Source organism: Novipirellula aureliae (assembly GCF_007860185.1).
Taxonomy (GTDB): Bacteria; Planctomycetota; Planctomycetia; order Pirellulales; family Pirellulaceae; genus Novipirellula_A; species Novipirellula_A aureliae.
On the sequence record NZ_SJPY01000001.1, the window covers coordinates 1,495,061 to 1,520,502 of the forward strand.

The following is a 25,442-nucleotide window of genomic DNA, read 5'->3' on the forward strand; positions in this document are numbered from 1 at the left end:
CTGAAACCTAACTCAGGCGCACCGGCCGATATATCGTGTATTTATAGGACGCAGGGTATTTTTTTGTGATTTTAAGGGGCTTTACACCACTTTAAACGGCAAAAAGGCGCGTAATTACAGCCCAGAGTGAAGTGGCGATGGTGGGGCTGAGCTTTGCATCGAGCAAGAAAAGCACGCGGATGTGTTTTGTGAAGGGCCCCCATTGGAACCAAACACATCAATGGAGTACTTGTCTTTTCCCCGGAGGAGGTGCGACCCAGCGAATCCGTCGTCGCATGGTCGCGAATTCATCTCAGTGCTTTGTCAGGGAAGAGAATTAGGATTCGATACGCTTCGATTCAGGTTGCTCAGAGGCCTGTTTCGTGAAACGTCGTAGCAAGACGTAGAACACAGGTGTTAAGAATAACCCGAACAGCGTCACGCCCAACATGCCACTGAATACCGCTGTGCCTAGAACGCGGCGCATCTCGAAACCGGCGCCGGTGGCGATCAACAAAGGAATGACGCCCAAGATGAACGAGAACGCTGTCATCAGAATAGGTCGCAGGCGCAGTCGACACGCTGCAATCGCGGCATCATAGCGATTCTTACCAGCGTCTTCTTCCGCTTTGGCAAACTCGACGATCAGAATCGCATTCTTACACGCCAATCCAATCAAAACGATAAACCCAATTTGCGTCAGCACGTTATTGTCCATGCCGCGAAACCAAACGCCGATCAAGGCAAACAGCAAACACAACGGTACGATCAAAATGATCGCCAACGGCAGCAGCCAGCTTTCATATTGAGCCGCCAGCGCTAAGAACACGAACAAGACAGCCAGCGGGAACAGATAAATGATCGTGTTGCCCGCCATCTTCTCTTGGTAGGCGATTTCGGTCCATTCGTAGCCAAAGCCAGCTGGCAACGTCTCGTCGGCAAGATTCTCCATTGTTCTCAGCGACTCGCCGGTACTGAATCCAGGTACGGTCGAACCGTTCAGGTCGGCTGCGGGGAATAAGTTGAAGCGAACAATGCGATCCGGTCCCGCCGTCGACTTGACATCGACCAGCGAGCCGAGCGAAACGGTTGCCCCGCGTGCACTGCGAGTACGGATTCGCTCGATGTCATGAGCGTCATCGCGAAACTGGGGTTCCGCCTGGGCCGTCACACGGTAGGTACGACCCAGGAAATTGAAATCGTTGACATACATCGAGCCGAGATAGATCTGTAGAGCATCGAACACATTGCCGACCGGAACGTCCAACATTTGAGCTTTGGTACGGTTCACGTCGGCATAGACCTGTGGCACATTCATTCTTAGGTTTGTGAACACCTGTGCCACGCCAGCCTGAGCAGAAGCTTTTTCTAGCATATCCGCCGTAACTTGGCCTAGCGTTTCGATTCCCGCACCGCTGCGGTCTTGGACATACATTTTGAACCCGCCTCCGCGTCCGATACCGCGAATCGGTGGCGGTGGAATGATTAGAATTTGGGCTTCGTTGATTGAGGCGACTTCGCGGCGCATTTCTGCTACGATCGCATGCACACTGCGGCCACGGGCGGCTCGTTCTTTTGCATCTTCAAGAGGCAAGAACGAGACCGCCGCATTCGGCTTGATCGTGAAGGTGGCGCCCGATAGACCTGCGATACCTACCGCGTGAGCAACCCCGTCGATCTTGCCGCCGATCTCGGCCACTCGGCGGGTCACCTTGTCCGTGCGAGCAAGGGACGCCCCATCGGGCAGATTGATCGCGACGATCACGTACCCTTGGTCTTGATCAGGAATGAAGCCAGTGGGCACCAAACCAAAACTCAGCCCGGTACAGACGAGCAACAAAACGTAGAGAACCAGCGCGATTCCGGTTTTCTTAACCAGCCGGCCAACGATACCGGCGTATAGGTTGCTGGTCCAATCAAAGGTTCGGTTAAACAAACGAAACGACCATCCAAACAAGAGGTCCATCCCTTTGCCGAAGCGGCTTTTCGCTGCGTCTTTCGGCTTTAGCAGTATCGCACACAACGCGGGGCTGAGTGTCAATGAAACGAAGGTGGAGATCGCGGTCGAGATCGAGATCGTGAGGGCGAATTGTTGGTAGAATTGGCCACTGATTCCAGTGATAAAAACGGTTGGTACAAACACAGCGATCAACACCAACGTGGTCGCTATCAATGCGGATCCGACTTCGTCCATCGCTTTGTGGGTTGCTTGGCGTGGCGTCATCCCTTCGGCAATCAAACGCTCTACATTTTCAACCACAACGATTGCATCATCCACCACGATCCCGATCGCCAATACCAATCCAAACAAGGATAGCGTGTTCAGTGTCACACCAATCAATTGCATAACGGCGAAGGTACCGATAAGCGAAATGGGGATTGCAATTACCGGGATGATTGTGGGACGCCAGCCATGCAAAAAGAGGAAGACGGTCATGACAACAAATAATGTGGTAAGAAAGAGTGTCGTCATCACTTCGCTGATCGACTCTTCCACATAATCGGTAGGGTTGTATGCGATCTCGTAACCGATGCCCTGTGGAAAGTTCCCAGCCATGTCCGCCATCGTTTTCTTGACTTCGGCTGCTGTGTCGACGGCATTGGTTCCAGGCCGTTGATAGATCAGCACTGCGATCGCGGATCGACCATCAAGGTAGCTGAGACGCGAATAGTCCTGCGCACCGAGTTCAATACGCGCGACATCACGCAATCGAGTGACTCGACCATCGCCACCACGCTTAACGATAATGTTGCTGAATTCATCTTCTTGAATCAATCGACCTTGTGTGGTCACATTCAATTGGAAGTCACCGGTGTCGCCGGTGGGCGGTTGTCCAATCACACCCGCCGCGACTTGCACGTTTTGGTTGCGGATCGCTTGGACGACTTCGCTGGCAGTCAAATCAACATGGGTCATCCTTTCAATGTCCAACCAGACACGCATCGCGTATTCGTTTCCTCCAGCGATACGAATTTCACCAACGCCATCTAGTCGCATCAACGCATCGCGGACACGCAAGAAGGCAAAATTGCTAATATACAGGTTGTCTCGACTGTCGTCGGGAGAGTTGAGATGTACGACCATTAACATGTCTGGGATCTGCTTGGTCGTAGTGACTCCGATTTGGCGAACCTGCTCGGGCAAACGCGATTCGGCGATGGCAACACGGTTTTGCACGAGCACTTGTGCGTCGTCAAGGTCCGTGCCCAGTTTAAACGTGACCGTCAACTGCATCGTCCCATCACTACTCGATGACGACTCCATATAAAGCATATCGTCCACGCCGTTCATCTCTTGTTCGATCGGCGTAGCGACAGTATCTGCGATGACTTGGGGCGTTGCGCCGGGGAAGCTTGCTCGTACCAAGACCGTTGGCGGTGCAACGTTAGGGTATTGCGACACGGGTAACGAGAAATACGTGATTCCGCCGACTAGCACGAACAAAGATGAGAGGACGGCGGCAAAGATCGGACGCTCGATGAAGAAGTGTGGGAACTTCATGAGTACTCCCCCCTCGCTCCGCCATGGTTCGCCGCGGTTTGCCGTTCGCTTTCATGTATTGCGCGAGCAAGCCCTATCCCTAGACCCGATGGTGGATGAAAAAGCCACGCGGTGTCAGGCAATGGATCAGGAGCTCGCGAAATCCACTCCTCCTCTCGCACGGGTTGATAGGTATCGGGCAATCCATCTTCGACCGCTTCGATCGTACCTTGAACCGTGCTCACCTTCGCGTCGGGACGTGACTGTAGCAGGCCTTCAATCACCAGCCATTCGTCTCCCACGAGTCCTTGACGAATGACTCGTAGGCCGTCAACGATCGGCCCCGGTTCGATCGCACGACGTGCGATTTTTCCGTCAACGACCACATACACGTATTGAGACGATTGATCGGTTCCAACAGCCGAGTCGGGAATCAACACCGCTTCGTTGGCTGCGCTGCCCGGAACGCGAATCCGAGCGAACATCCCCGGAACCAGCAACTGTTCATCGTTGGGGAAAACGCACCGCGCTCTCATGCTGGCTGTATTGGTGTCGAATCGATTGTCGACAAAGTCCATATGGCCACGACGCGGGAATCCCTCTTCATCGGCCAACCCGAGGAACACGGGGTTCTTCGCGATTCGCGAACTTTCCCGATCACCCGATGCTGCCAAACGCATGTACTTCAGCACATCCTGCTCGGTCGTATCAAAAACGCAATAGATTGGTTGAATCGACGTAATCGTCGTCAACAGGGATGACGTTACGGTACCACCGGCAATCAAGTTTCCTTTGGTTACTTCTTTGCGACTGATTCGCCCCGAAATGGGCGCGCGAATCTCGGTGTATTGCAGATTCAACTCCGCCGTTTCGACTCCCGCTTTGGCCAACTCGATTTCGGCTTCGGCGGTAGCAATCGCGGCCTCAGCGGAACTCACGCCCGCCTTAACGCCTTCAATGTCTGCTTCGGCCTGAACCAATTCAGCTTCTCTCTCGTCTAATTCTTGCTCCGACGCAGCGTTCCTTTGGCTCAATCCTCTAATCCGTGTGTGCCGTACATCCGCTAGATTTAGCTGAGCGTCGGATTGTAACGACCGGGCTTTGGCCTGCTCGAGCATCGCCTTGGATTGCAATAGACGCGAGTTACCTTGTCGTAGCTTCGCCTTTGCGGCATGAAGTTCGGCTTCAAAAGGTCGCTGGTCGATAACAAATAGTAAGTCGCCTTCCTCGACAATTTGGCCTTCGTCAAAATGAACGGATTTTAGATATCCGCCCACGCGAGCACGGATCTCGACCAGATCAACCGCTTCCAAACGTCCGGTGTAAGCATCCCACTCAACGATTCTCTTCTTCAACGGCTTGGCAACCGTTACACTTGGCATCGGCATTTGTGGTGGACTCGACAGGCCTTCTGAGCAGCCCGTGGTCACAAGCACGGCCACCGTCACGAACACGCCACAACACAACGCCTGGCCCAGTCGCGTTAGCGGTTTCAAATCCAGATCGTCGCTGCGAACTTCAGGATAAGGGTTTGGTTGATTCGATAAATTCACACAAGGTCCTATTGTTTGGGGAGTGTTACTCACCCTGCCTGTCGCAAAGACTGTACCGTTGATTGAATCTCGAAATCCTGCTGGTTTTCACGCAAAACGATGAAAGCGTCAAATCGATTGACGAAAGAGAGAGCTTTCAGCACAGCAAAAAAGTGTATACCGCGCGCCTCCGGTATACACTTTTGTGGGCGGCTTCGAGGTCGCTTAAAGGTCGAGCCCTTCGCTACCTTCACATGCCGAAGCAGGTTCGGCTACGGATGATCGGTTGTCCGATTTGCGGTTTTGTCCACTGCAATACCGTGCTTCTTTAATAAGCGATAAAGTGTGCGACGACTAATGCCCAAGGAACGAGCCGCCCGGGCTTTATTGCCTTCGCATTGCTGTAGCACCGTGACCAGCCGGTCGCGGTGGATTGGTTTGGTTTCCGTCTGATGCACCAAACCTTCACGGTTTGGCAATGCTAACTCCTGCAATGCTAACTCCTGCGTGGCTAACTCCTGCGTGGCAGATGGAGAAACAGCTTCGGAGATGGTGGGCGGCAGATTTTTCAGGTGAATCGTATGGTCATCGGCTAGAATCTTGGCTCGCTCAATCGCATTAATCAATTGTCGAACATTTCCCGGCCAGTGGTATTTTTTCATCGCATCGAGCGTCTGCACGGTGATTCCCCAATCTTCGCCAGCAAAATGATGGATCAAGTTGGGGATGTCATCTGCTCGAGCTCGCAGCGGCGGCACGCGAAGCGTCATGACATCAATACGATAGAAGAGGTCTTCACGGAAACGACCTTCATCAACCTCCTTCTGCATATCACGATTCGTCGCGCTGATAATGCGAACGTTTACTTTTCGTTCTTTGACCGAACCGACACGGCGAAGCGAACCATCTTCCAAGACACGCAACATCTTTGCTTGCAGCGATCCAGCCATTTCGCCGATTTCATCAATGAACAAAGTGCCTCCATCAGCAAGTTCAAACAAACCTTCCTTGGCTGCGGTGGCACCGGTAAAGCTGCCCTTTTCGTGACCAAACAGTTCGCTCTCGAGCAGATGCTCAGACAGCGCTGCGCAGTTAATCACAACCATTGGCTTGTCGGCGACGAGGCTTGCCTGATGCAATGCCCTGGCGACCCTTTCCTTCCCCGTGCCGCTCTCACCTTGAATAAGAATGGGTTTGTTGGTCGGTCCGGCCCGTTGGATCAATCGAAACACCTCGTGCATTGCTTCGGATTGGCCAATCATGTCGAACGACGGCGTCGAACGTTGGAGAATTGCCTTCAAGTGCCGGTGTTCTCGTTTCAACCGCCCGGACTTCACCGCTTTCTCAACAACAACGATCAACTCATCCATTTCGATAGGCTTGACAAGATAATCGATCGCCCCCAACTTCATCGCTTCCACCGCTGTCCTAACGGTCGTCTGCCCAGTCAACATGATAACTTCGATGTCACCATTGGATTCATCGAGATGCCTCAAAACCTCGATACCGGTCATGTCAGGCATCGATACGTCTAGAATCACGACTTCAAAATCATGCTTTTCGATCATCCCTAGAGCATCGCTACCGCAACCGGACTCTTGGACCTCATAGCCCCGACGTCCGAAGTTCCGAGCTGTCAACTTGCGGAAACTAGCATCATCATCGACAAGCAACAAGCGAGTCGATTGGGTGTCGAGAGATACGTTCGAGTTTAAAATGGTGGATGTCATTCAGTTGAGTCTGTGTCAAAGAGGCCGCTGTTTTGCCATTGTCGCGTAGGCCGTAGAGACATTCTAAGTGATTGATCGGGCGATCACCCGAGCGAGTTCCTGCAACTCAAACGGCTTTCGAAGAAACTCGATGATGTTCGGATTATTCGTTACCGGCTCGTCATGTGACGAAAGGATCACAACAGGAACGGATTGAGACTTTGCGATCTGATCGGCTGCTTCGATGCCGCTCATTATCGGCATGCGAATGTCGGTGATGACCAAATCGGGCCGCTCGGCTCCGCATAATTCAACCAGCTCGCGACCATCGCTTGCACTGCCGACGACACGATGCCCAAGCCGCGGTAACATCCGCGAAAAGTAGCAGCGTATATACGCTTCATCATCGGCAACGACAATACGCAGTGACTTGGTTGGTCTGGACGGCAGCCGGATTTCGTTCATTTTCTTTCTATTCAGGAATCGATTCCCTAGCAAAACTCTCGGAGGGTTACGGCTCCGACAAATGCTATACCGAAAGTCATCATGACATTCGCTAGACTCAAGTGGACGGAACATCGTTCTTCTCTTGGTGACGGGGGAGCGTGATCACGAACTCGGCACCACCACCGTCACCGTTGTTAGCGGAAAGCATCCCGTTGTGAGCTCGGACCGCCTTTAATGCAATTGCCATGCCCAAGCCAGTGCCCTTTGGTTTCGTTGTATAAAACGCGTCGAAGGTTCGTTCGAGTTGTTCCGTTGTTAACCCAGGCCCATTATCCCGCACAGTGATGCGCATCGCTGGCACACTTTCAAGTTCACAGTCCGCACAAATGACTTGAATCTTGGCTGGACCGGCGCAAGCCGCTATCGCGTTCTCAAACAGATTGCGAAAAACCTGCTCGATACGAAACGGATCAACGGTGCATTGTAGCTCAAAGCCCTGGGTGAGTTCAGCCAGTTCCGCTTGATGGTTTCCGTCCGCGCTGTGCAGATATCTCCACGCTTGGTTCCAAACCTCCGCGAGGTTACATGCTTGCAGATCGAGGATTACGGGGGCGGCGAAGTTGCGCATTGCATCAAGCAAGGTCAACAAGTCACTTCGTGCTTTCGAGATTTCCGCCAAATCGGATGCGGCTTCCGAACCTTCAGCAATCTCAAACTTGAGCATATCGACGCCAGCTTGAATCCGCTGTAGCGCATTGCGACTTTCATGAGCCAAGGAGGACATCATTTGCCCCATGGCTGCCAATCGTTCGGATTGAATCAACTTGTCCTGGGCCGCTTTCAATGCAGAGATATCTTGCCCTACGGCAAAATGCCCCATCAATTTGCCATTCCCATCTAACACTCGAGTCGCATTCCAGAGCAGACTCACTAAACGTCCACTTCGGGTACGAAAGGGAAGCTCAAATGACTGCAACGAATTACCAGCATGGACACTCAATATCTCCGCCATCGTGTTGTCGCGACGACGAGAGTCCACTAGAAACTCGAATGGATTTTGCCCAAGAACTTCATCGCGAGAGTAACCAATCAGACGTTCGGCTTCGGAGTTCCATTCAAGAATTTCATTCTCCGGTGACATGAATATGACAAGACTGCCTGCGGTTTCCACGACCGCTCGATAATGCTTTTCACGATTCCGCAGCGTCTCTTCCGATCGATGTTTATCCTCAATATCCGTGCAAATCCCAATCCAGTCACCAACATTTTCCATGTCATCACGAACCGGAACGGCTCTGACGAGATGCCAGCGGTATTCTCCATTTGCCATCCGGTAGCGCAGCTCGTTGACGTAGTCGTCGCCGGACTCAACCACGCCCAGCCAATTCTGCTCAATCCGCACACGATCATCTGGATGAATCACCTCGACCCACCCCCATCCGATCGATTCGGCAGCCGTCTTGCCCGTTTGCTCACACCATTTTTGGTTAAAGTAATCCGCGTAACCGTCCGACCGACAAATCCAAACCATGGCTGGGATAGCGTCCGCGACCTGTTGCGTCCGCGCATCAGCAGATCGTGTTCTCGGAGCGCCCGTCCGTTTCTTTTTTGAGTTCGATCGATCCATACAGGGCACGCTCACCATACAGGGCACGCTCAATTCACGAAATTCTCTGTCCAGGTAAGCCACAATAGCATGCTGCTGACAAATGTGCCAACGGATAGGTAACGCCGTTGGCATAGGGAACAAAAACGATGCGATCGCTGACCGCCGAAAGTCGTGGCGATCATTGCCATCACCTTTCACTCAACTGACGTGCCTGCTCGATCATTTGTTGCAACTGCTGAACTCGTTTCACACCACGATCTTGATCCGGCAACCCTGAGAGCCATTCGGACAACGTTTTCAAATCGACGGTGTCTCCGAGTGGTTCGCCTCGTAGTTTCGCTGCGAACATGGCTGCCGCCGCCGCGATGCGAAGCGACGGTGCCGCTTGCTCCGCGCGAAGTGCGTCAGCTTCGTAGGGAATCGGCCAACGGTTTTCAATCATCTGGCCCGTTGATAGGTCACGGAATCGAACCGATACCGAACCAACATCCCCTTTGCCTTCTGGCTTAGCTTCGAACTGATAAACGGCGACTCCAGCCTCGGCTGCTGCCATCTCTGCCGCATCGACCGCGTCGTTGCGAAAGTCCTCTTGCTTCAATCGGTGCTTTTCAAAACCGAGTAATTTGTAACGGCCAACCCGATGGGGATTAAACTCGATCTGAACTTTTACATTCTTGGCCGAAGGACGCAGCGCACCGGCGATCTGGCTCGCAAATCCCTCCTCCGCATTTTCAGCGGAATCGAGTAGGTAATAACGACCGTCACCTTTACGAGTCAGCGCTTCGAGAATTTCATCATTCAATCCCTCCGCACTGATCCCAGCGGCGTCAAACGCAATACCGGCATCACGAATCGTCGTGATCATCTGAGACAATCGATCGGGATTCGCATCCCCCAAATTCACAGCACCATCGGTCAGCAAGACGATTCGACTTTGTGTATCATCGGCCATTTGCTCCTGTGCTTTTTCGAAAGCCAATTGCAATGCCGATTCGATGTTCGTTCCGCCTTCACTCGGTAAGTTTTCAATCAACGGAACCAACTCGTTCGCCTTGTCGCCCGTCACCTTGTCGGCCAATAGTCGAGGTTGACGAGCGAAGCTAATCAACGTGACCTGATCGATCGGTGTCAACTGCGCCGCAAGCGTAGCGAACGCGCGGCGAACGGTTTGTTGGCGGTCCATTCGCTCCATCGAACCCGAATTGTCTAGCAGGAACGTAAGCCGTAGCGGAGTCGTGCTGGCACGCCCGGCCGCCGCCGTCCGCATCGAAACACGTAACAGGTTGCGTTGTTGTACAAACGGATGGACGGATTGTTCGACTCGGCAGGCAACGCTTTCGTTTTGACGCGGCAACGGATCGCCATAGTCAAACGCATTAACGAATTCTTCGATGCGAACCATGGCTGCTTCAGGCCACTCGCCTCGAGCGAGTGCGGCTCGAGAGAGTTTGAACGACACGTCGCTAACGTGGAGCGAAAAGGTCGAAAACGGCTCGTCACTGGCGTTGGTTTCATCGATCCCTCCAGGAGCAGCCTGTCGTTTCAAGCGTTCTAGCTTGTCTTGGCGTTCGGTTTGTTTACTACGCCACCCCAGTTCCACAGGCTCACGACTATCGCCTGCTACGATACCGCCAAGCATGATCCTGGGCACCCTTCCTTCTTCGTGATCTCCCATCACCATGCCCCCCCACGAGTCGACCCAGACACTGCCGGTCATGCCATCCCTATCGCGATCGACTTCATCACCCTCATGACTTGTCCCTAACCTAGGTGGTCCGACGGATTTGTAGAGATCGGTTCCTGCTCGCCGCTCAGGCCTCGCTTCTAGGGGTGCTTGTGGTTGAGCAAGTGATTGGCCCTTTGTAACGATTCCAGATCCACCTGCGTAGCTATCATCTCCAGCATTGAGAGCTTTTGCTTGCGTCGGAACGCCATTCACACCATCAAAGCCCATCGTGACGGAAGGCCCGGCTGGCATGGCGTAAGCACTCCTCAGACTACCGGCCAATCCAGTCGTGACAGATGGGGCGGTTGGCGTTGCGACAACGCTTCCCGCAACGTCGATTCCGCGTCTTGAAGTGGAGCCCTGGGGCGGCATCGGTTGGTCCTTGACTCCGCCAAGTTTGCGTTCGTTCTCATCCTGTGCAATCGCTTCAATCGTTTGACGTGTTTTTTTTACATCTTGCCTAGCGCCGCGAATCACGATCGTTCCAAGCTCAGGTACGAATTCATTCAACGCCGTTGACGAGATAGAATCACCGTCACGGGTTTCGCTTGTGGCCTCAGCTTCTTTATCGGCAACACCTGCTTGGTAACCAAACCTAGATTGTTCGGTTGATTCACCAGCCAGCTTTTCCTTGGCGCGTTCACGCTTCAATGCGGCTGCCTCTTGCGGCAGTTTGAATTCGGGACCGGCTGGAAAGTACTGAACATCATCCTGCAAGTAATAGGGACTCGGTAAACTGGAATTCTCAGCGAGATTACTTCGGATTTCAGACAGGTCCGATTTCAAAGTCTCTCGAGAACGTTCAAATGACTCTGCTTCTTCAGCGAGTTGTTGTTCCAATGACGTATCACTCGATGGTTGAACGGACATGTGCCTCGCGGTTTCGCGGGCTGCATGGATGGAAGGCGTCAATAGCGACCCGATCCCCAGCACCGCCAGCACGCAGGCGGCACCCAGCATAGCGGCCATCTTGGCGTAGCTGCGAACAGACCCTCGATCCGCCGTCGTTTGTAGCGTCGTGGGCTGGTGGATCGATAGGTTCGCTGGCGAGTCACTCGCCTCGCCACGCAGCACCGCCAGTAATCTGCTGCGTTTTTCGTCAGGGAGTATCCAATCGCTATCTTCGTCCGCTGGCAATTCGCCCGTCCCCACATCCTCGAGCAGTCCGTGAACCGATTCGTACTGTGCTTTGAGAGTCGCCAGTTCAGGGCGTTGCTCGATCAATCGACTCAGGTAACCCTGTTCAAACTCCGACGCCTCCCCGAGCACGAGCGCAATGATGCGTTCCTCGATTTCTGGGTCGATGGGAGGATCGTAAGGTTTATTATTCATGACTTTCCGTCGATCCCAAGTGGAGACAACTTTTTGGCCAGATCTTTCAAGAGGTGGTGCAAACGGTAACCCACGTTGCCAACGCTCAGGCCTGTTTGTGCCGCGATCTCGCTGTACTTCCTATCCTCGAAATACTTCAGTTTTAGCAATTGCCGATCGGAATCGCTCAACTGCGACAAAAGGGTCCGAACCACACGTTGGGCTTCCATTCGCAGCAACCATTCTTCGGGTGTTTTTTGATCACTGTAGGAGATTGGCGGTTTATGATCGTCACAGCCGAATACTTCGCGACGGTTGTCGCGAATGTGGGTGAAAGCCTTGTTCCGCACCGTCCGCATCAACCAAGCTGCGGGATCGTTAACGTCATCCCAGTGCGAGTGGAGCAGCAAAAAAACATCCTGGACAATCTCTTCCGCCACCTCGCGCCGCCCCGTCAACGAAAAAGCGTATCGCAACAGTCTCGTTTCCTCCGACTCAAAGACCGCCAGCAGTGCGAGCGCAGAGGCACCCTCGGCAGCAGGCGGATTGACTCGCGGAGTCGGCTTCGACATGTATTTGCTTTGGTGCGGCTGACAGTCTTTAATCACTACCATTCATCCTCTCATTAGAAAGGACGCATGGCGACTGTTTTTCTTAGACAGATTTTGGGACAAACAAAAAAGGGACGAGAGTGAGTGGCACTTTGATTCTCGCGGGCGCCCCAGCGGAAGCTTCGCGTCAGCGGATTATTCGCGCGCCCCGCATCCTTGACACCTGAGCCTAGGGATCTGTTAAGATACCCGATTGAACAATGGGTATTGGTTCTCCCCCTAAACGGGCAGTTTTTCAACACGAAGGGTCACGATGATTTTAGGTAAGTTCTGGCGCTCCATCGCCGCCCAAATCAACAAATTGGCAAACTTTTTCTGGACCGCCGATCCTATCGCTCAGATGCAGTATGAGTACGACAAAGCGGTCGAAGAAATGAAAAGCGGTCGCGAGGGTTTGGAACAGTATCGCGGATTGGTTGAACGAGTGACGCGGCAGGTTGCGGACGAAAAACGGCACGTTTCGCAGCTCGAAGGCAAAGTCAAAGCCTATCTGTCGGCCGGTGACCGCGAAACCGCAGGTAAATTCGCCGTCGAACTGAATAAAGCCAAAGCCGATCTGGCGGAAAACGAAGAACAGTTGGCGATGCACGAAAAAGCGTATGACAACAACGTCCGCAAAATCAAACGCTCGATGAGCAAGCTGAAGGATATCCGCGAAAAAATCCAATCCTACGACGCGGAACTGAAAATGAGTCGCGCCGAGGCGGAGATGGCGGAGTTGGCTAAGGATTTTAACTTTGATGTGACTACCGACTTCGGGCAAATCGAACAGGTGATCCAAGAAAAGATTTCACACAACCGCGGCAAGGCTCGCGTCGCAGCCGACCTTTCCGGTGAAGGGATGGAGGATATCGCACGAGAAGAAGCGATGGAACAAGCGATGGCCGAGAACGCACTACGCGGCTTTGAAGTCGAACTGGGCTTGGTGACACCCGCAACCGCGACGATCAACGATGATGTGAAAGAACTTGGCCCGAGCACCACGGCGACCGAGACGAAAGGCTAATGCTTCAACCACATTAAAACGTGGGGTAGGCATCCTGCCTGCCAATCCGTAGCTGTCGCAAATCGCAGGCTGGAAGCCTACGCCACGGATAGAACGAACCCCAAATTAAATGTGGTTGAAGCACTAGGGCGTTATCAGAGATAAGAATTAGGGTAAGCCGTAGTGGATCTTGTTAAAGATCCCTATGCGAAAGGATCTTTAACAAGATCCACTACCCAGCCCCTCATTTTTTTTCGTAACAAACCACTAACCTCGCAACTGCATCACTCCATGAGCACCCCCATCCCCAACGTGTCGCCAATGGACGAGCCGTCTCGGACGGTCTCCGTTCCCGATTGGTATCCCGGATGGGCGCGTGAGATGGCCAATCTGTACTTCGCCGCGAATACCTGTGTCTTCGTGTTGCACGGCAACGTCAACGATCTTTATCACTGCCAAACAACAGAAACGAAAGACGGTAACGCGGTAGATCGGTTTTGTGGCCTGAGCGATTTTTTGTCACAGCAGATTTTTGGCTCCTGGGACCTGGTCGCCTCGTATGACATGGGCCAAGGGATCCAAGCACAAGCAGGTCCGAATCCACAACGGCATCGCGACATGATGACACTGCTGGCGTCCAACATTGGCAGCCCCACCACATGGACGCGATCGCCCGACGACGTGCTGACGAACTTTCAGCGGATGATTCAACGTAATTTGCTCGAAGACAACCCGCACCAGCGTAAACGAATCGCCTTCCTGTTCCCTTATGCACAGTTCCTGGTTCCCGCCGGAGCACAATCGTCGCTGGCCAATACGCAAGCGTCACACTTGGTTCGCTTTTTGTCTTGGGCACAAAACCCTTACATCAAACGTGTCAACATGGCGATCTGTTTGATTACCGAAACATTGAACGACTTGAACAAACGATTGGTCGAAGACGCTCATGTCGCCACGATCGACATCCCGCTACCCAGCGATTCGGCCCGTCGTGTGTTCATTGAAACCACATTCAACGTCGGCGATTCGCAAGAGAAAAAGGCAAACGATAAAGCGAGCGTTGAGCCGGATTCATTGTCGATTGACGCGGTGACGCAAATTTCCAACGGTTTGAATCTGGTGAATCTGAATGTTGCGATGTCACGTAGTAAACGGTCGGGCCATTCGGTTGACGCACGGGCATTTCGGCAACTAAAAAAGGACCTAATCGAACGCCAGTGTCATGACCTGGTCACCTTCCTTGAACCGACCCACACGCTGGATATGGTCGTCGGCCATACCGCAGCAAAAGAACGATTAAAATTGGACGCAAAGTGGATCATCGAAGGACAACTTGATTCGGCACCAATGGGTTATTTGATCTGTGGTCCCGTCGGCACCGGCAAGACGTTTATTTCGGAATGCTACGCCGGTTCGATCGGTATCCCTTGTTTGGTTCTGAAAAACTTTCGCTCGAAGTACGTCGGGGAAACCGAAGGAAACTTGGAAAAAGTGCTCAGCACCCTGCGTTCGCTTGGTCCGGTCGTGGTGATCATTGACGAGGCCGACGCGGCTTTGGGCAACCGCCAATCGAGCGGCGATTCAGGCACCAGCAACCGCGTATTTTCGATGATTGCCAGCCAGATGGGGAACACGCGTTATCGCGGCAAAATCATTTGGATGTTGTTGACCAGCCGCCCAGAATTATTGCCGATCGACTTGAAACGCCAAGGCCGAGCCGAAGTTCATATTCCGCTGTTCTATCCCAAGGAAGAATCGGAATTGAAAACGATGTTCACGATCATGGCAAAGAAAAACAAGGTGGCAACCGAAGCGGACGCGATTCCGGATGTATCGCTCGATCGTGAATTGAGTGGTGCGGATATCGAATCGATTGTGCTCAGTGCCAAACGTGAAATGATGTCCGAGGGACGAAAATTGTTGACGCGAACCGACATGCGAATGGCGTTGGACAGTTTCATTCCGTCTGCACAAGGGATGGAAAAAGAGTTGCAGGAGATGGTCGCGGTGTTGGAATGCACCGATCGGCGATTTTTGACCGCCCACTGGCGAGAACAATTGAGCCTACCTAATGGACGAGCCGTCTTGCAAAAGAAAGTCGCCGCGATTCAAGACTATTTGGGACGAGGTTAAGGGTGTCAAAAACAACAACGTTTACGCTTCTTGTACCTCCCCCGGCGCAACCGGGGGAGGTCGAGCGATGCCGTTTAGGCATTCGCGAGAGAGGGAGCCCGCAGAGCCTTGCACGAAGCACATCGTGGAGGCCCCCTCCCGAACGACGGCTTAACGCCGCGTTCGACCTCCCCCAAGCTTCGCTTGGTGGAGGTTGTAAAACGAGAAACGCAGCTCAACCCCAAAAAATGCTTGAACCGTTTCGGGCAACGCCTACACACATCACAGGAGAGAAATAAGATGAGTCGAAAAAGCTGGACCGACGAGCAGGGCGAAACCACGTTGATTGATGATTATGCCAAGCAATCCGCTGACTTTATCGCAGCGATGGCGGACGGCAAAATCGACAAGTCGGAAGTGGACGCCCAAGAAGCAAAGTTGGTCGCGATCATGAACAAGATCGAGCCGACGCTCGATGACCAACAACACGCAGCCATCACCGAACTTTTGTGCGAAATGTCTGTCTACAGCGTGATGCAAATGTTGCACGCTGCCTATGAATCAAGGATGAGCCAAGGCGTATCGGGGCTGAAGTTATAGAACGAGTCGTGCTCTCATGACGCTATCACGACCACAAACACACCAACGCACTTAGCCGACATATCGGCGTATCCCTCGCGGAGAAATCACAATGGCAGGTAAACCCACACCTTTGTTTTATGTCGCCACCATGGCGATCGTTGCTGGCCTGATTGGCTTTGCAGCTTATCGGGCAACCCGTCCCGCCGACAACGGTGGCGGCAATGCGGTTGCCGATAGCGGATCGAATTCGACCGACTCGTCAACCGATTTGGATATCGATCAAATGGCGACCGCCGAATCACCTGACGCGGTCGGCATCACCACGGTCAATGAATACGAATTCAAACCCAGCGAACGGCTGCCCGAAGTCAAAGGCACCGCCGCCTACAAGCCGATGGAAGACAACACGGTTCGCTTCGCATTGAACGTCTGGGCAGGCTGGGCTCCGATCATTCAAGCCAACAACGGCTTCAAAGCAGGCAAGGTTTGGAAGACGCCGGACGGCCAGGAATTCAAGGTCGAACTGGTTTTGATCGACGATCCGGTGGCGATGCGTGATGCTTATACCAGCGGCGAAGTGCATATTGGCTGGTGTACGTTGGACATGATGCCGCTGCTGATGGAAGGTTTCGTAGGCCGCAACGGCGACCCGATCGATAGCCGGGTGATGCCACGTATTTTCCAACAAGTCGACTGGTCCAACGGCGGTGACGGCATCGTTGCTCGCGGTGGCATCAGCTCGATTGGCGATTTGCGAGGCAAGAAGATCGTGCTGGCGGAAAACTCACCTTCTCAGTACTTCATCATGAACATGCTGGTCTACGGCGGTGTGCAACCGTCGGAGGTCGAATTCGTTTATACCGGCGACGCCTTCCAAGCCGCCGCCGCGTTTAATTCCCAAAAAGACATTGACGCCGTGGTCTCATGGGCACCCGACATTTACACCTTGTCGGAGGTCAAAGGCAATAAGATGATCGTCTCAACCGGCACAGCCAATAAGCTAATCGCCGACGTCTGGTTCGCTCGCGCCGACTTTGCCAAAGACCACTCAGAGATCTGCGAAGGGATCGTACGAGGTATTTTTGACGCGATGCAGGCGTTGAACACGGATGCGGGAAAACAGAACGTCGCCAAACTAATGGCCGACGGCTACGGATTACCCGCCAGTGACGCGTTGGGAATGTTGGCCGATGCTCACAGCACCAACTGGGCCGAGAATTATCAGTTCTTTTTGAACAAGAACAATCCTGCCAACTTCGAACGTGTTTGGAATCAAGCCTATTACATCTACCGCCGATTAGGCAAAGTCACGCATCCAACGGTCAAGTTCGACAAGGTGATGGACTTTTCGATCATCGAAAAGCTGGGCAAAGAAGAAGAATACGCCAACCAAGTTGACGAGTACACGGTACCGTTTATCAAGACCACGACCAGCCAAGTACGCGGTGCCGAAGAGATCCTGACCAATACCGTCGTGATTCACTTTTTCCCCAACAGTGCCGAACTGTACAAGATGGTGACGAAGAACGAGAACGGCAAAGATGTCGAATCGCTGTACGATCCGAAGGTCGACTTCGTCCTCGAAGAGATCGCTAAGTTGGCGGGCCAATTCGGGACCGCGCGTATCGTGATCGAAGGACATACGGACAGTTCGATGAAGGGACGTGCGCCAGCGAGTTTGGTGAAAGAGTTGTCGCAAATGCGGGCCGACGCGGTCAAGGATTCTCTGGTGAAGAAGTTCGAGTTAGATCCAAACCAGTTCAATACGGATGGCATCGGCTGGGACCGTCCGGCTGATCTCGATGATCCGATGAACCACGCTCTGAACCGCCGTGTCGAGGTGAAGATTTATCCTGCCGAGGCGATTGAGTAGACGTCCACACGATAAGGGCGTCAATCGTAATAACGTTTACATTTGACTCACCTAAGAAATGGGTCATGCAGTATTTAAGTTTTTGTGTGACAACTCGTTACGAGGCTCCCGCCACGTGACGGGATGGATGGAGGCTCCCGCCTCCTCACACGGGAGCCCGCTGAAGTAGTAGCAATGTTTTCAGGCCGGAGGCCGACCTAGGTTCGTTGCTACTATCCCAGCAGGCTCTACGGCGCTCAGGAGGCGGTAGCCTCCCACCATCGTGTTCCCAGGCAGGAGCTTGGGAACAAGTGTTTTTGACGCCCAAACCGCCAGAGAGTGAAAACAGAGCATTGAACGAAACAGCCTCCACTCCGCCGCCCACCCGCAGGACCAAGTACCGTTGGTTCCCGATTCGCGGGCCGATCCGTTTGACCGCATCGGTTGTGCTGGGAATTCTGTGCGTCGTGATGATCTATGCCGCATGGTGGTTCGTGACGGCTGGCGAAGTTGCGGAGGAGCGGATCGTTGGTCCGCAGGCGCTACCGAGTCCTACGGAGACGTTTGGTACGTTCGGTCAGCTCTGGAGCGAGCGGAAGTTGGTACAGAATACGTGGGTGACCCTTCGCCGCGTGATCATCGGGTTCGCTTTGGCGGCCGCCGTCGGCGTTCCATTGGGCGTTCTTGCCGGTTGCTTTCCAGCGGTCAAAGCGTTCTTGACGCCAGTCATCTTGTTCGGTCGCAACATCCCGATCGCCGCCCTCGTGCCGCTGACGTTCTTCTTTTTCGGTATCGGCGAATCACAAAAGATACTGTTTATCTTCCTTGCTTGCGTTGCCTTCGTCATCGCAGACACCGCAACATCGATTAGTAATGTTGGCCAAGAGTATTTGGATACGGCCTACACGTTGGGTGCGAATCGCTGGCAAGCGATCATCAAGGTGCTGGTTCCTTTATCGATGCCATCGGTATTCGATTCATTGCGATTGCTGTTCGGTTTGGCGTTCGGCTATATCATGTTGGCTGAAACGATCAAATTGGGCAGCGAATCGGGAGGTTTGGGGAACTTGATTTTGACATCACAGCGAATCGGGCCACGAGCACACATCTATTTGATCATCCTGATCATCCCCATTGTGGCGTTTGTGATCGACCGGGCTTTGTTCGCCGCCCAAAAAGGTCTTTTTCCGCACAAGTATGGTGGCAACGGTTGGCTGTTGTCCGCGTGGCGCATGATCGCACGTGGTATTGACGATTTGAAACCGTATTTCTTTCGCCCCTCACCCGAGTTTGCGGATCTGGTTGGTGTCGGAACCGAGAATGCCACCAGCGGGAAAGCCAGCGGGGAAGCGACCAAGGATGGACAGACGGAGTCAAAATCATGAGCGAATCCGCAGTCAATCCTGATCCCAAGGCGGACGTGGGCGAAACGGTTGGTATCAGCAAGGTGATGGACGTCACCTCGCTGCAACATCCCGCCGATGCACCGGTGGTGGAATTTTCCGGTGTAACGAAGACCTATGACCACGGCAAACCCAACGCTTTTACAGCGATCAAAGACATTTCATTTGTCGTCGAAAATGTCCACAATCATGGCGAGTTCATCGGCATTTTGGGGCCAAGCGGTTGTGGAAAAAGCACAATCCTTAAGCTGATCGCGGGTCTGGAACCGCAGCATCCGCCCACCTTCGGCAGCGTCACGGTGCTCGGCAAACCGGTCACCGGTCCAGGACCCGATCGCGGTATGGTTTTCCAGGACTACACCAGTTTCGATAATCGCACGGTGCTCGACAACGTCACGTTTGGACTGGAGTGCAAAGGAGTACCGCGGCGAATTCGCGAGGAACTTGGCCGGCACTGGATCGATCAGGTCGGGCTCGACGTGAAGAACGATCAGTACAAGTTTCCACATCAGTTGTCGGGTGGGATGCGTCAACGCGTGGCGATCGCCAGAACATTGATTCTAAAGCCGCGAGTGATCTTGATGGACGAGCCGTTTGGGGCGCTCGACCCGCAAACGCGATTGAACATGCAGGACTTGCTGGTCAGCCTGTGGCGAAAAGTCGAAGCGACCGTATTCTTTGTCACCCATTCGATCGAAGAAGCGGTTTATCTTGGCGACCGCGTCTACGTTTTAAGCAGCTCACCGGGTACACTGGTGCGTGAATTGGAAGTCGAGCCGCCCGATCGACCTGCAGGCGATATGCAACGTGAACCCAAATTCCGCGAAACGGTTTACTACGTCAACGATTTGATCGCAGCCGAAGAGGCACTCAAGCAGTCCGGCGTATAAGCGTAAGAATATCCTGTGTTCAACTACATCAAAACCGCATTTTTAAATCAATGGAATCTGCTGCTATTTGCAGGCGGGATGGGGTTTGCTGTGTTGTCAGGCCAGGCGGATGTTGCGATACCGATCGTGATCGCGATGGAAACCGCCTACGTGGGTCTATTGGGTACGCACCCGAAATTTCAAAAATACGTTGACGCACAATCCGCGAAACAAGAACGTCAACAAACGAGTGCGAAGAACCAACAGGTACTCGACAAGATACTATCCAGTTTGCCTAAAGCGATGCTGGGTCGTTACAACGGACTGCGTGATCGCTGTCGCTGGCTCGGCCAGATCGCCAGCGACTTGAAAGAGCCACTGGAATATGACGCCCATCAACCGTTTGAGACCCTGCAAACACGCGGTCTCGATCGGCTGCTGTGGGTCTTTCTAAGGTTGCTGTTTTCGCAACATCGCCTGGAACAGTTCCAAGCGGCTGTATCGGAAGACCAGATTCAAGCAAATCTGAAACAGATCGATTCACAACTGGGGCGACTGCCTGAAAACGACACCTCCGACAACGTCGCCAAGATCCGCCGTACATTGCTGGACAATCAGGCGACCTTGAAAGAGCGGTTAGAAAACTATTCGCAGGCCAAGAGCAATTTGTTGTTCGTGAAGCTGGAACTCGATCGGGTCGAGAACAAGATCAAGTCGTTGTCTGAGTTAGCGGTGAATCGACAAGACCCTGAGTACATCAGCGGCCAGATCGACGCGGTGACCAGCAGCATGAAAGAGACGGAGCGAACGATGAATGAGCTACAGTTCGTCACCGGGCTAGGAACACTTGATGACGACGCCCCCGAACTGATTAACGAGACGCAGATACAGTCGTAAAGCATTAGGCGGCAAAGCTCCATTTGGGCGCACCATCCATTATCTGTGATGATTATTCATCGGTGTCAGCTATTTCATTCGGCTTGATGGCTAGTTGGCTGTCATAGACAATGCGGATATCGGATTGATTGAGCTTGCAACGAAATAGACCTGGATAGAGGGCCGACACTAACTGGTCACCCAATGGATAGCCTCGAACGTTGTCGTTGTAAAAAAAGAGCTCCAACGGCACATCGGGCAGCCCTTCAAACGAAAAACTCCCATCGCTCTTGGTTCGTTTGCTGAAGCGATTGAAAACCGGCCCCCAAACTGACTGTTTGGGTGTAAGCTTCAGATTTGGCACCGGTTGTCCGTGGACATCGACAACGATGCCAGACAATTTCTGATTGCCTGTTGCATCCCGCGACAGTCGTTCTGCGGAGGATTGCTGATCCAAGGCCGTTTCATCTGCGTCCAGTGGTCGCATCCAAACATCGATATCTTCAATCGATTTGTCGAGTCGCACGGCAATGGTCGTCGAATCTATCAATTGATAATTCATCTTTTCATGGTCCAACGCAAAACCTTTCACTTTCAAACGCACCTCATACGTTTCCGGTGGAAGGTTGGTCATCTCGAATCGACCATCATCATCGACAGGAACCTCGATCAAATCCCAGGCTGGCATTCGGTCCAACGTGATCGCTATTGCATCCGGCAATGCACTCTGACCGCTGACCTTAATCGCACCGGAAATCGTCACCCCTTTCGCTGCCTCAAGGACCCCCAAATCCAATGTAGAACCGTCCTCCTTTAACGCAAACAAGCCGGTTGGGATGACTGGGCCTTTCGATCCAACTTCGACAGGAGTGAACACGGCGTACTGATCGTCAGCTGGTAAGGCAGTGAACTCGAAGCTGCCATCCTGATCGGTCGTCGTCAGGATAGCCTTCAAGAAGATCTTCTTCAAGCGACCGCGATTGACCTGCACGACAGCAATTGGCTCGCCGGGCAACGGCCTGCCATCTTGGACAACCTTACCTTTGACCACAGCTCCCGAAGGTAGCACGATCGCGTGCGATTCATCGCCTGGATTTAATGGTTCCGAGATCACGCCTGCGTAGCCATCGGCTGTCACTTGGAGGTCAATTTCCTCGTAATCTTCGGTCAACAGCATTCGAAATCGGCCCTGATCATCGCTGACCACGGTTGCCGCACCGTCGACACGACCACGCCATCGCCGGCCATTCGATGTCGCTCCCCAAGCATCGATTAATGCACCCGATACCGGAACACCAAGTTCGGATCGTACCACGCCATGGACGAGATGGTCCGATGAAACATCGGCGGGAAAATCCTGCAAAGTAATTTCAGGCGTTTCGATTGAGGGATCGATTAGGCTCGTCGCGACAGTGATTTTGTCGACTGCAGTGACGACCAAGCGAAACTGAAGATCAGGGCTAACGTCGCGGATTTCAAAACTTCCTTGTTCACCCGAAACAGCAGACTTCGCACAATCAAGATAACAAGAAGGACAGAATATCGCCGGGCCAGACTTGGGTGCCGCCGTCGATATATCGATTCTGGCACCGCCAATCGGCTTTCCTGATCCATCAATTATCGTTCCTCGTAAGTCATCCGCGACAACCAAGCTCGGAATGATCGAAAGCATCGAAGCGAGAATAATGAATCGCATGTTTGGCCCGTCAAATAGGGGAAAGACGATGTTCAAGTCAATGCGTTGGGAATTCAACTTATTCATCATCGATCTCCAGCGGCAAGAAAAAACACAAACTCGCCGACTGGCACCCAACGAAACGAATCCGTTTTAGCTTAACATACAAACGCTCACGTTTCACGCGGTAAACTTGTTGACAAACAAGGCCCGATCAGCGAGTTACCCCGAATCGTTTTTTTAGTTTAGAAGTGTCGCACAAGATTCGCCCCTACGCGGCATAGCCTGGATCACCGTTCACCCAACAGACGCGCCTGCTTGATCATTTGTTGCAACTGCAGGATTCACATCGTGTAGGCCCCCTCCCGAACGGCGGCTTTACGCCGCGTTCGACCTCCCCCAAACGAAGTTTGGGAGAGGTGGTTAAGTTGTTGACTCAGGTGAACTTAAAAACTGCACGACCTCTTTAGCAAAGAGGTTTGACGCATTCGATGTTGACGCCGCGCTAAGATTGCGCGTCGTTTTTCTTGTCACCGGCGAGGCCCTATCGATGCCCCATTTGCCATTGCGAGCCTGTCAGTTGTGCGGACGTGTGACCCGCCGTGGTACGACGGAGCACCATTTGATCCCACGCATGTGCCACTCGAACAAATGGTTCAAAAAGCGATTCACGCGAGAACAAATGCGGGAAACGATCTCGGTTTGCCGTGATTGCCACGTTTCGATTCACAAATTGATCCCAAGCGAAAAAGAACTGGGTCGGGATTTTCACAGTATCGAAGCACTGCTCTCGCACGAGCAACTCGCCAATTTTGTCTCCTGGGTACGACGCCGAAAATAGCCAGAACTCCATTTCCTGCTAGTGATTCTTCGTCTCATTCCCGTTGGGAGGGTGAGGGATGAAACTTTGGCTCTTCCAAAGACTTCACGAAAGAGAATTTCATGTACGACACGACATCAAGACTCCGAGTGTTGACCGACACTAGGGCGTTTCGGTTTGCTCGGCGACCTTTAAAGAACCGGGGTAGTTGAGCACCAACTGTTTGATCGCAGTGCGAGTCAAGCCCGGTGACAAGTACTGAGCGAACGCGAAGTCGATCAGTTTCTGGTTTGCCTCTGACGTATAACCTACCAAATGCGGTTTCATATTACCGCCAACATTCGCGTCGACATCCAAGACTAACGTCTTGTCGTTCGGTTCAAACGATAAGTCATCCAAGTCGATCCAACGTCGTTGCGAGGCGACTCGCGTTTTGAAGTCGATCCGTCGCTCGAGTGGCTGATAGACGAGACTCCATTGTGTCATGTCGCCTTGAGCAACACTTTCAAGCGATTTAAACGCATAGTCGATCTGCTGTTCTTTCGACATGTTGTTATCCGCTTTCTCGATCGCTTGAACGGCTTGGATGTAACGTCGCTCACTCGAGGATCGCAGATCGCGTGTCGTGTATGCACGATCGCAATCCGTGCATGTCGAATTCGTTAACGCGCACTGGGCCGTACCGGTTCCGTAGCGGACCACCGGTTGACCATCGACAAACTCGACGACGGCAACGTCACCGGTCTGGTCGGTCACGAAGTAGTGAACACGTTCGACCGATGGCAATAGCGGCATCGGGTAAACCTCATCAAGACTAGCGATCACCTCGCGAACGCTCTTTGCCGTATCGAGTTGATATTGAACCCACTGAATCACATTGACCGTCTTACCACCACGTGTTGGTTTCGGAAACTGTGCTTCGTTTAACTGTAACAGATCGACCGTTAGCCCGACTTCATTCATTCCCGCAAAGGGAATTTCGCGGCCAAATTGGACAAACGAAACACTACCGTATTTCGAAGTCCAACTCACAGGCTGCACCGGTGAAATTGCCGTTTTGCGAATTCGTCGTTGATTGACCACGATCATGCCTTCACCGAACATCCAATCATGATTGCGGGCGACGATCAGATGCCCATTGTTCGAAAAACGCATGATCGTACAGGCCTGGGCGGCCGGCTGCGAACAACAGGATACAGTGACGAGTGCAGAAGCCATCACAACAAATTGAGTCGTTAGCCGTGCAATTTTCATATTGAATATCCGGGGCTGAGTTCCAAAGTAAGTTCTTTGGCGAAGGACGCTATCACGACGAAGATATGACTTCTTGCTACCCAAAGAGGTTGTCCGTTTTTTAATTCCAGTCAAGTCAATAATTTAACCACCTCCCTCAAACGGAGGAAGCCACTGAAATTGTACCAACAAGCGTAGGCCGGAGGCCGAAACATCTCTGCCGGTGGCGTGAGCCCAATGGAATGGATCAGAGGAAGCCACTGAAATAGTAGCAACAAGCGTAGGCCGGAGGCCGAAACATCTCTGCCGGTGGCGTGAGCCCAATGGAATGGATCAGAGGAAGCCACTGAAATTGTACCAACAAGCGTAGGCCGGAGGCCGAAACATCTCTGCCGGTGGCGTGAGCCCAATGGAATGGATCAGAGGAAGCCACTGAAATTGTACCAACAAGCGTAGGCCGGAGGCCGAAATATCTCTGCCGGTGGCGTGAGCCACCGGAATGGATCACAAGCAAAATACTAGCCCGGAGGGCGACACACCAGCGATGACATATCGGCCTCCGGCCTGAAAACAATGCTGCTACTTCAGCAGTCTCCAGTAGGAGTAGGCGGTAGCCTTTTTACGAGCTGC

Annotated in this window: 17 protein-coding genes; 8 read left to right on the top strand and 9 right to left on the bottom strand. The window is 52.9% G+C overall.

Annotated elements, in window-relative coordinates; genetic code table 11:
• Positions 1 to 316: 316 nt before the first annotated feature.
• The 7 genes from Q31b_RS05760 to Q31b_RS05790 form a co-directional block, all read right to left on the bottom strand.
• Positions 317 to 3,481 carry an efflux RND transporter permease subunit gene (locus Q31b_RS05760; RefSeq protein WP_146598624.1) on the bottom strand — a complete coding sequence of 1,055 codons (3,165 nt, stop codon included), beginning with the start codon at positions 3,479 to 3,481 and terminating at the stop codon, positions 317 to 319.
• Positions 3,478 to 4,848 (bottom strand): efflux RND transporter periplasmic adaptor subunit, encoded by a 1,371-nt coding sequence (locus Q31b_RS05765; RefSeq protein ID WP_146598790.1) that lies wholly within the window; start codon positions 4,846 to 4,848, stop codon positions 3,478 to 3,480. The genes Q31b_RS05760 and Q31b_RS05765 overlap by 4 nt, the downstream gene beginning before the upstream one ends.
• 416 nt (positions 4,849 to 5,264) lie before the next feature.
• The gene (locus tag Q31b_RS05770) at positions 5,265 to 6,722 is read right to left on the bottom strand and encodes a sigma-54-dependent transcriptional regulator (protein ID WP_146598625.1); all 1,458 of its coding nucleotides are present in this window, start codon (positions 6,720 to 6,722) and stop codon (positions 5,265 to 5,267) included.
• Between the two features lie 63 nt (positions 6,723 to 6,785).
• Positions 6,786 to 7,166: a response regulator gene (locus Q31b_RS05775; protein WP_146598626.1), complete on the bottom strand. Its 381-nt coding sequence runs from the start codon at positions 7,164 to 7,166 to the stop codon at positions 6,786 to 6,788.
• Between the two features lie 97 nt (positions 7,167 to 7,263).
• Positions 7,264 to 8,775, bottom strand: a complete 1,512-nt coding sequence (locus Q31b_RS05780; RefSeq protein ID WP_197170971.1) for a PAS domain S-box protein — start codon at positions 8,773 to 8,775, stop codon at positions 7,264 to 7,266.
• Between the two features lie 169 nt (positions 8,776 to 8,944).
• A complete protein-coding gene (locus tag Q31b_RS05785; protein WP_146598628.1) occupies positions 8,945 to 11,815 on the bottom strand; it encodes a vWA domain-containing protein in 2,871 nt (956 codons plus the stop codon).
• Positions 11,812 to 12,366 (bottom strand): RNA polymerase sigma factor, encoded by a 555-nt coding sequence (locus Q31b_RS05790; RefSeq protein WP_146598791.1) that lies wholly within the window; start codon positions 12,364 to 12,366, stop codon positions 11,812 to 11,814. The genes Q31b_RS05785 and Q31b_RS05790 overlap by 4 nt, the downstream gene beginning before the upstream one ends.
• Positions 12,367 to 12,658: 292 nt before the next feature.
• Between Q31b_RS05790 and Q31b_RS05795 the strand changes: the two genes are divergently transcribed.
• The 7 genes from Q31b_RS05795 (at position 12,659) to Q31b_RS05825 (ending at position 21,105) form a co-directional block, all read left to right on the top strand.
• Positions 12,659 to 13,411: a PspA/IM30 family protein gene (locus tag Q31b_RS05795; protein ID WP_146598629.1), complete on the top strand. Its 753-nt coding sequence runs from the start codon at positions 12,659 to 12,661 to the stop codon at positions 13,409 to 13,411.
• 270 nt (positions 13,412 to 13,681) lie between these two features.
• A complete protein-coding gene (locus Q31b_RS05800; RefSeq protein ID WP_146598630.1) occupies positions 13,682 to 15,523 on the top strand; it encodes an ATP-binding protein in 1,842 nt (613 codons plus the stop codon).
• Between the two features lie 279 nt (positions 15,524 to 15,802).
• Positions 15,803 to 16,102: a hypothetical protein gene (locus Q31b_RS05805; protein ID WP_146598631.1), complete on the top strand. Its 300-nt coding sequence runs from the start codon at positions 15,803 to 15,805 to the stop codon at positions 16,100 to 16,102.
• A gap of 91 nt (positions 16,103 to 16,193) precedes the next feature.
• Positions 16,194 to 17,957, top strand: coding sequence for a phosphate ABC transporter substrate-binding/OmpA family protein (locus Q31b_RS05810; RefSeq protein WP_146598632.1), 1,764 nt, complete (start codon positions 16,194 to 16,196; stop codon positions 17,955 to 17,957).
• A gap of 332 nt (positions 17,958 to 18,289) precedes the next feature.
• Positions 18,290 to 19,321 carry an ABC transporter permease gene (locus Q31b_RS05815; protein WP_146598633.1) on the top strand — a complete coding sequence of 344 codons (1,032 nt, stop codon included), beginning with the start codon at positions 18,290 to 18,292 and terminating at the stop codon, positions 19,319 to 19,321.
• Positions 19,318 to 20,229: an ABC transporter ATP-binding protein gene (locus Q31b_RS05820; protein ID WP_197170973.1), complete on the top strand. Its 912-nt coding sequence runs from the start codon at positions 19,318 to 19,320 to the stop codon at positions 20,227 to 20,229. Before Q31b_RS05815 ends, Q31b_RS05820 begins: the two co-directional genes overlap by 4 nt.
• Before the next feature lie 15 nt (positions 20,230 to 20,244).
• The gene (locus tag Q31b_RS05825; RefSeq protein ID WP_146598634.1) at positions 20,245 to 21,105 is read left to right on the top strand and encodes a hypothetical protein; all 861 of its coding nucleotides are present in this window, start codon (positions 20,245 to 20,247) and stop codon (positions 21,103 to 21,105) included.
• A 52-nt stretch (positions 21,106 to 21,157) separates the two neighbouring features.
• On the opposite strand, the gene Q31b_RS05830 is transcribed toward Q31b_RS05825, so the two are convergent.
• Entirely contained in the window at positions 21,158 to 22,849 is a 1,692-nt protein-coding gene (locus tag Q31b_RS05830; protein WP_146598635.1) for a carboxypeptidase-like regulatory domain-containing protein, read from the bottom strand.
• Between the two features lie 460 nt (positions 22,850 to 23,309).
• Between Q31b_RS05830 and Q31b_RS05835 the strand changes: the two genes are divergently transcribed.
• Entirely contained in the window at positions 23,310 to 23,600 is a 291-nt protein-coding gene (locus tag Q31b_RS05835; RefSeq protein ID WP_231617318.1) for a hypothetical protein, read from the top strand.
• Positions 23,601 to 23,741: 141 nt separating this feature from the next.
• Here Q31b_RS05835 and Q31b_RS05840 read toward each other — a convergent pair whose 3' ends face one another.
• On the bottom strand, positions 23,742 to 24,833 hold the full coding sequence (locus Q31b_RS05840; protein WP_231617319.1) for a linear amide C-N hydrolase: 1,092 nt from the start codon (positions 24,831 to 24,833) through the stop codon (positions 23,742 to 23,744).
• Positions 24,834 to 25,442 lie beyond the last annotated feature (609 nt).

Coding starts and splice junctions, on each gene's coding strand:
- Q31b_RS05770 (WP_146598625.1), bottom strand. CDS start 6,722: ATGACATCCACCATTTTAAACTCGAACGTATCTCTCGACACCCAATCG.
- Q31b_RS05780 (WP_197170971.1), bottom strand. CDS start 8,775: ATGGATCGATCGAACTCAAAAAAGAAACGGACGGGCGCTCCGAGAACA.
- Q31b_RS05800 (WP_146598630.1), top strand. CDS start 13,682: ATGAGCACCCCCATCCCCAACGTGTCGCCAATGGACGAGCCGTCTCGG.
- Q31b_RS05830 (WP_146598635.1), bottom strand. CDS start 22,849: ATGATGAATAAGTTGAATTCCCAACGCATTGACTTGAACATCGTCTTT.
- Q31b_RS05785 (WP_146598628.1), bottom strand. CDS start 11,815: ATGAATAATAAACCTTACGATCCTCCCATCGACCCAGAAATCGAGGAA.
- Q31b_RS05795 (WP_146598629.1), top strand. CDS start 12,659: ATGATTTTAGGTAAGTTCTGGCGCTCCATCGCCGCCCAAATCAACAAA.
- Q31b_RS05805 (WP_146598631.1), top strand. CDS start 15,803: ATGAGTCGAAAAAGCTGGACCGACGAGCAGGGCGAAACCACGTTGATT.
- Q31b_RS05835 (WP_231617318.1), top strand. CDS start 23,310: ATGCCCCATTTGCCATTGCGAGCCTGTCAGTTGTGCGGACGTGTGACC.
- Q31b_RS05810 (WP_146598632.1), top strand. CDS start 16,194: ATGGCAGGTAAACCCACACCTTTGTTTTATGTCGCCACCATGGCGATC.
- Q31b_RS05775 (WP_146598626.1), bottom strand. CDS start 7,166: ATGAACGAAATCCGGCTGCCGTCCAGACCAACCAAGTCACTGCGTATT.
- Q31b_RS05790 (WP_146598791.1), bottom strand. CDS start 12,366: ATGTCGAAGCCGACTCCGCGAGTCAATCCGCCTGCTGCCGAGGGTGCC.
- Q31b_RS05765 (WP_146598790.1), bottom strand. CDS start 4,848: ATGCCGATGCCAAGTGTAACGGTTGCCAAGCCGTTGAAGAAGAGAATC.
- Q31b_RS05840 (WP_231617319.1), bottom strand. CDS start 24,833: ATGAAAATTGCACGGCTAACGACTCAATTTGTTGTGATGGCTTCTGCA.
- Q31b_RS05760 (WP_146598624.1), bottom strand. CDS start 3,481: ATGAAGTTCCCACACTTCTTCATCGAGCGTCCGATCTTTGCCGCCGTC.
- Q31b_RS05820 (WP_197170973.1), top strand. CDS start 19,318: ATGAGCGAATCCGCAGTCAATCCTGATCCCAAGGCGGACGTGGGCGAA.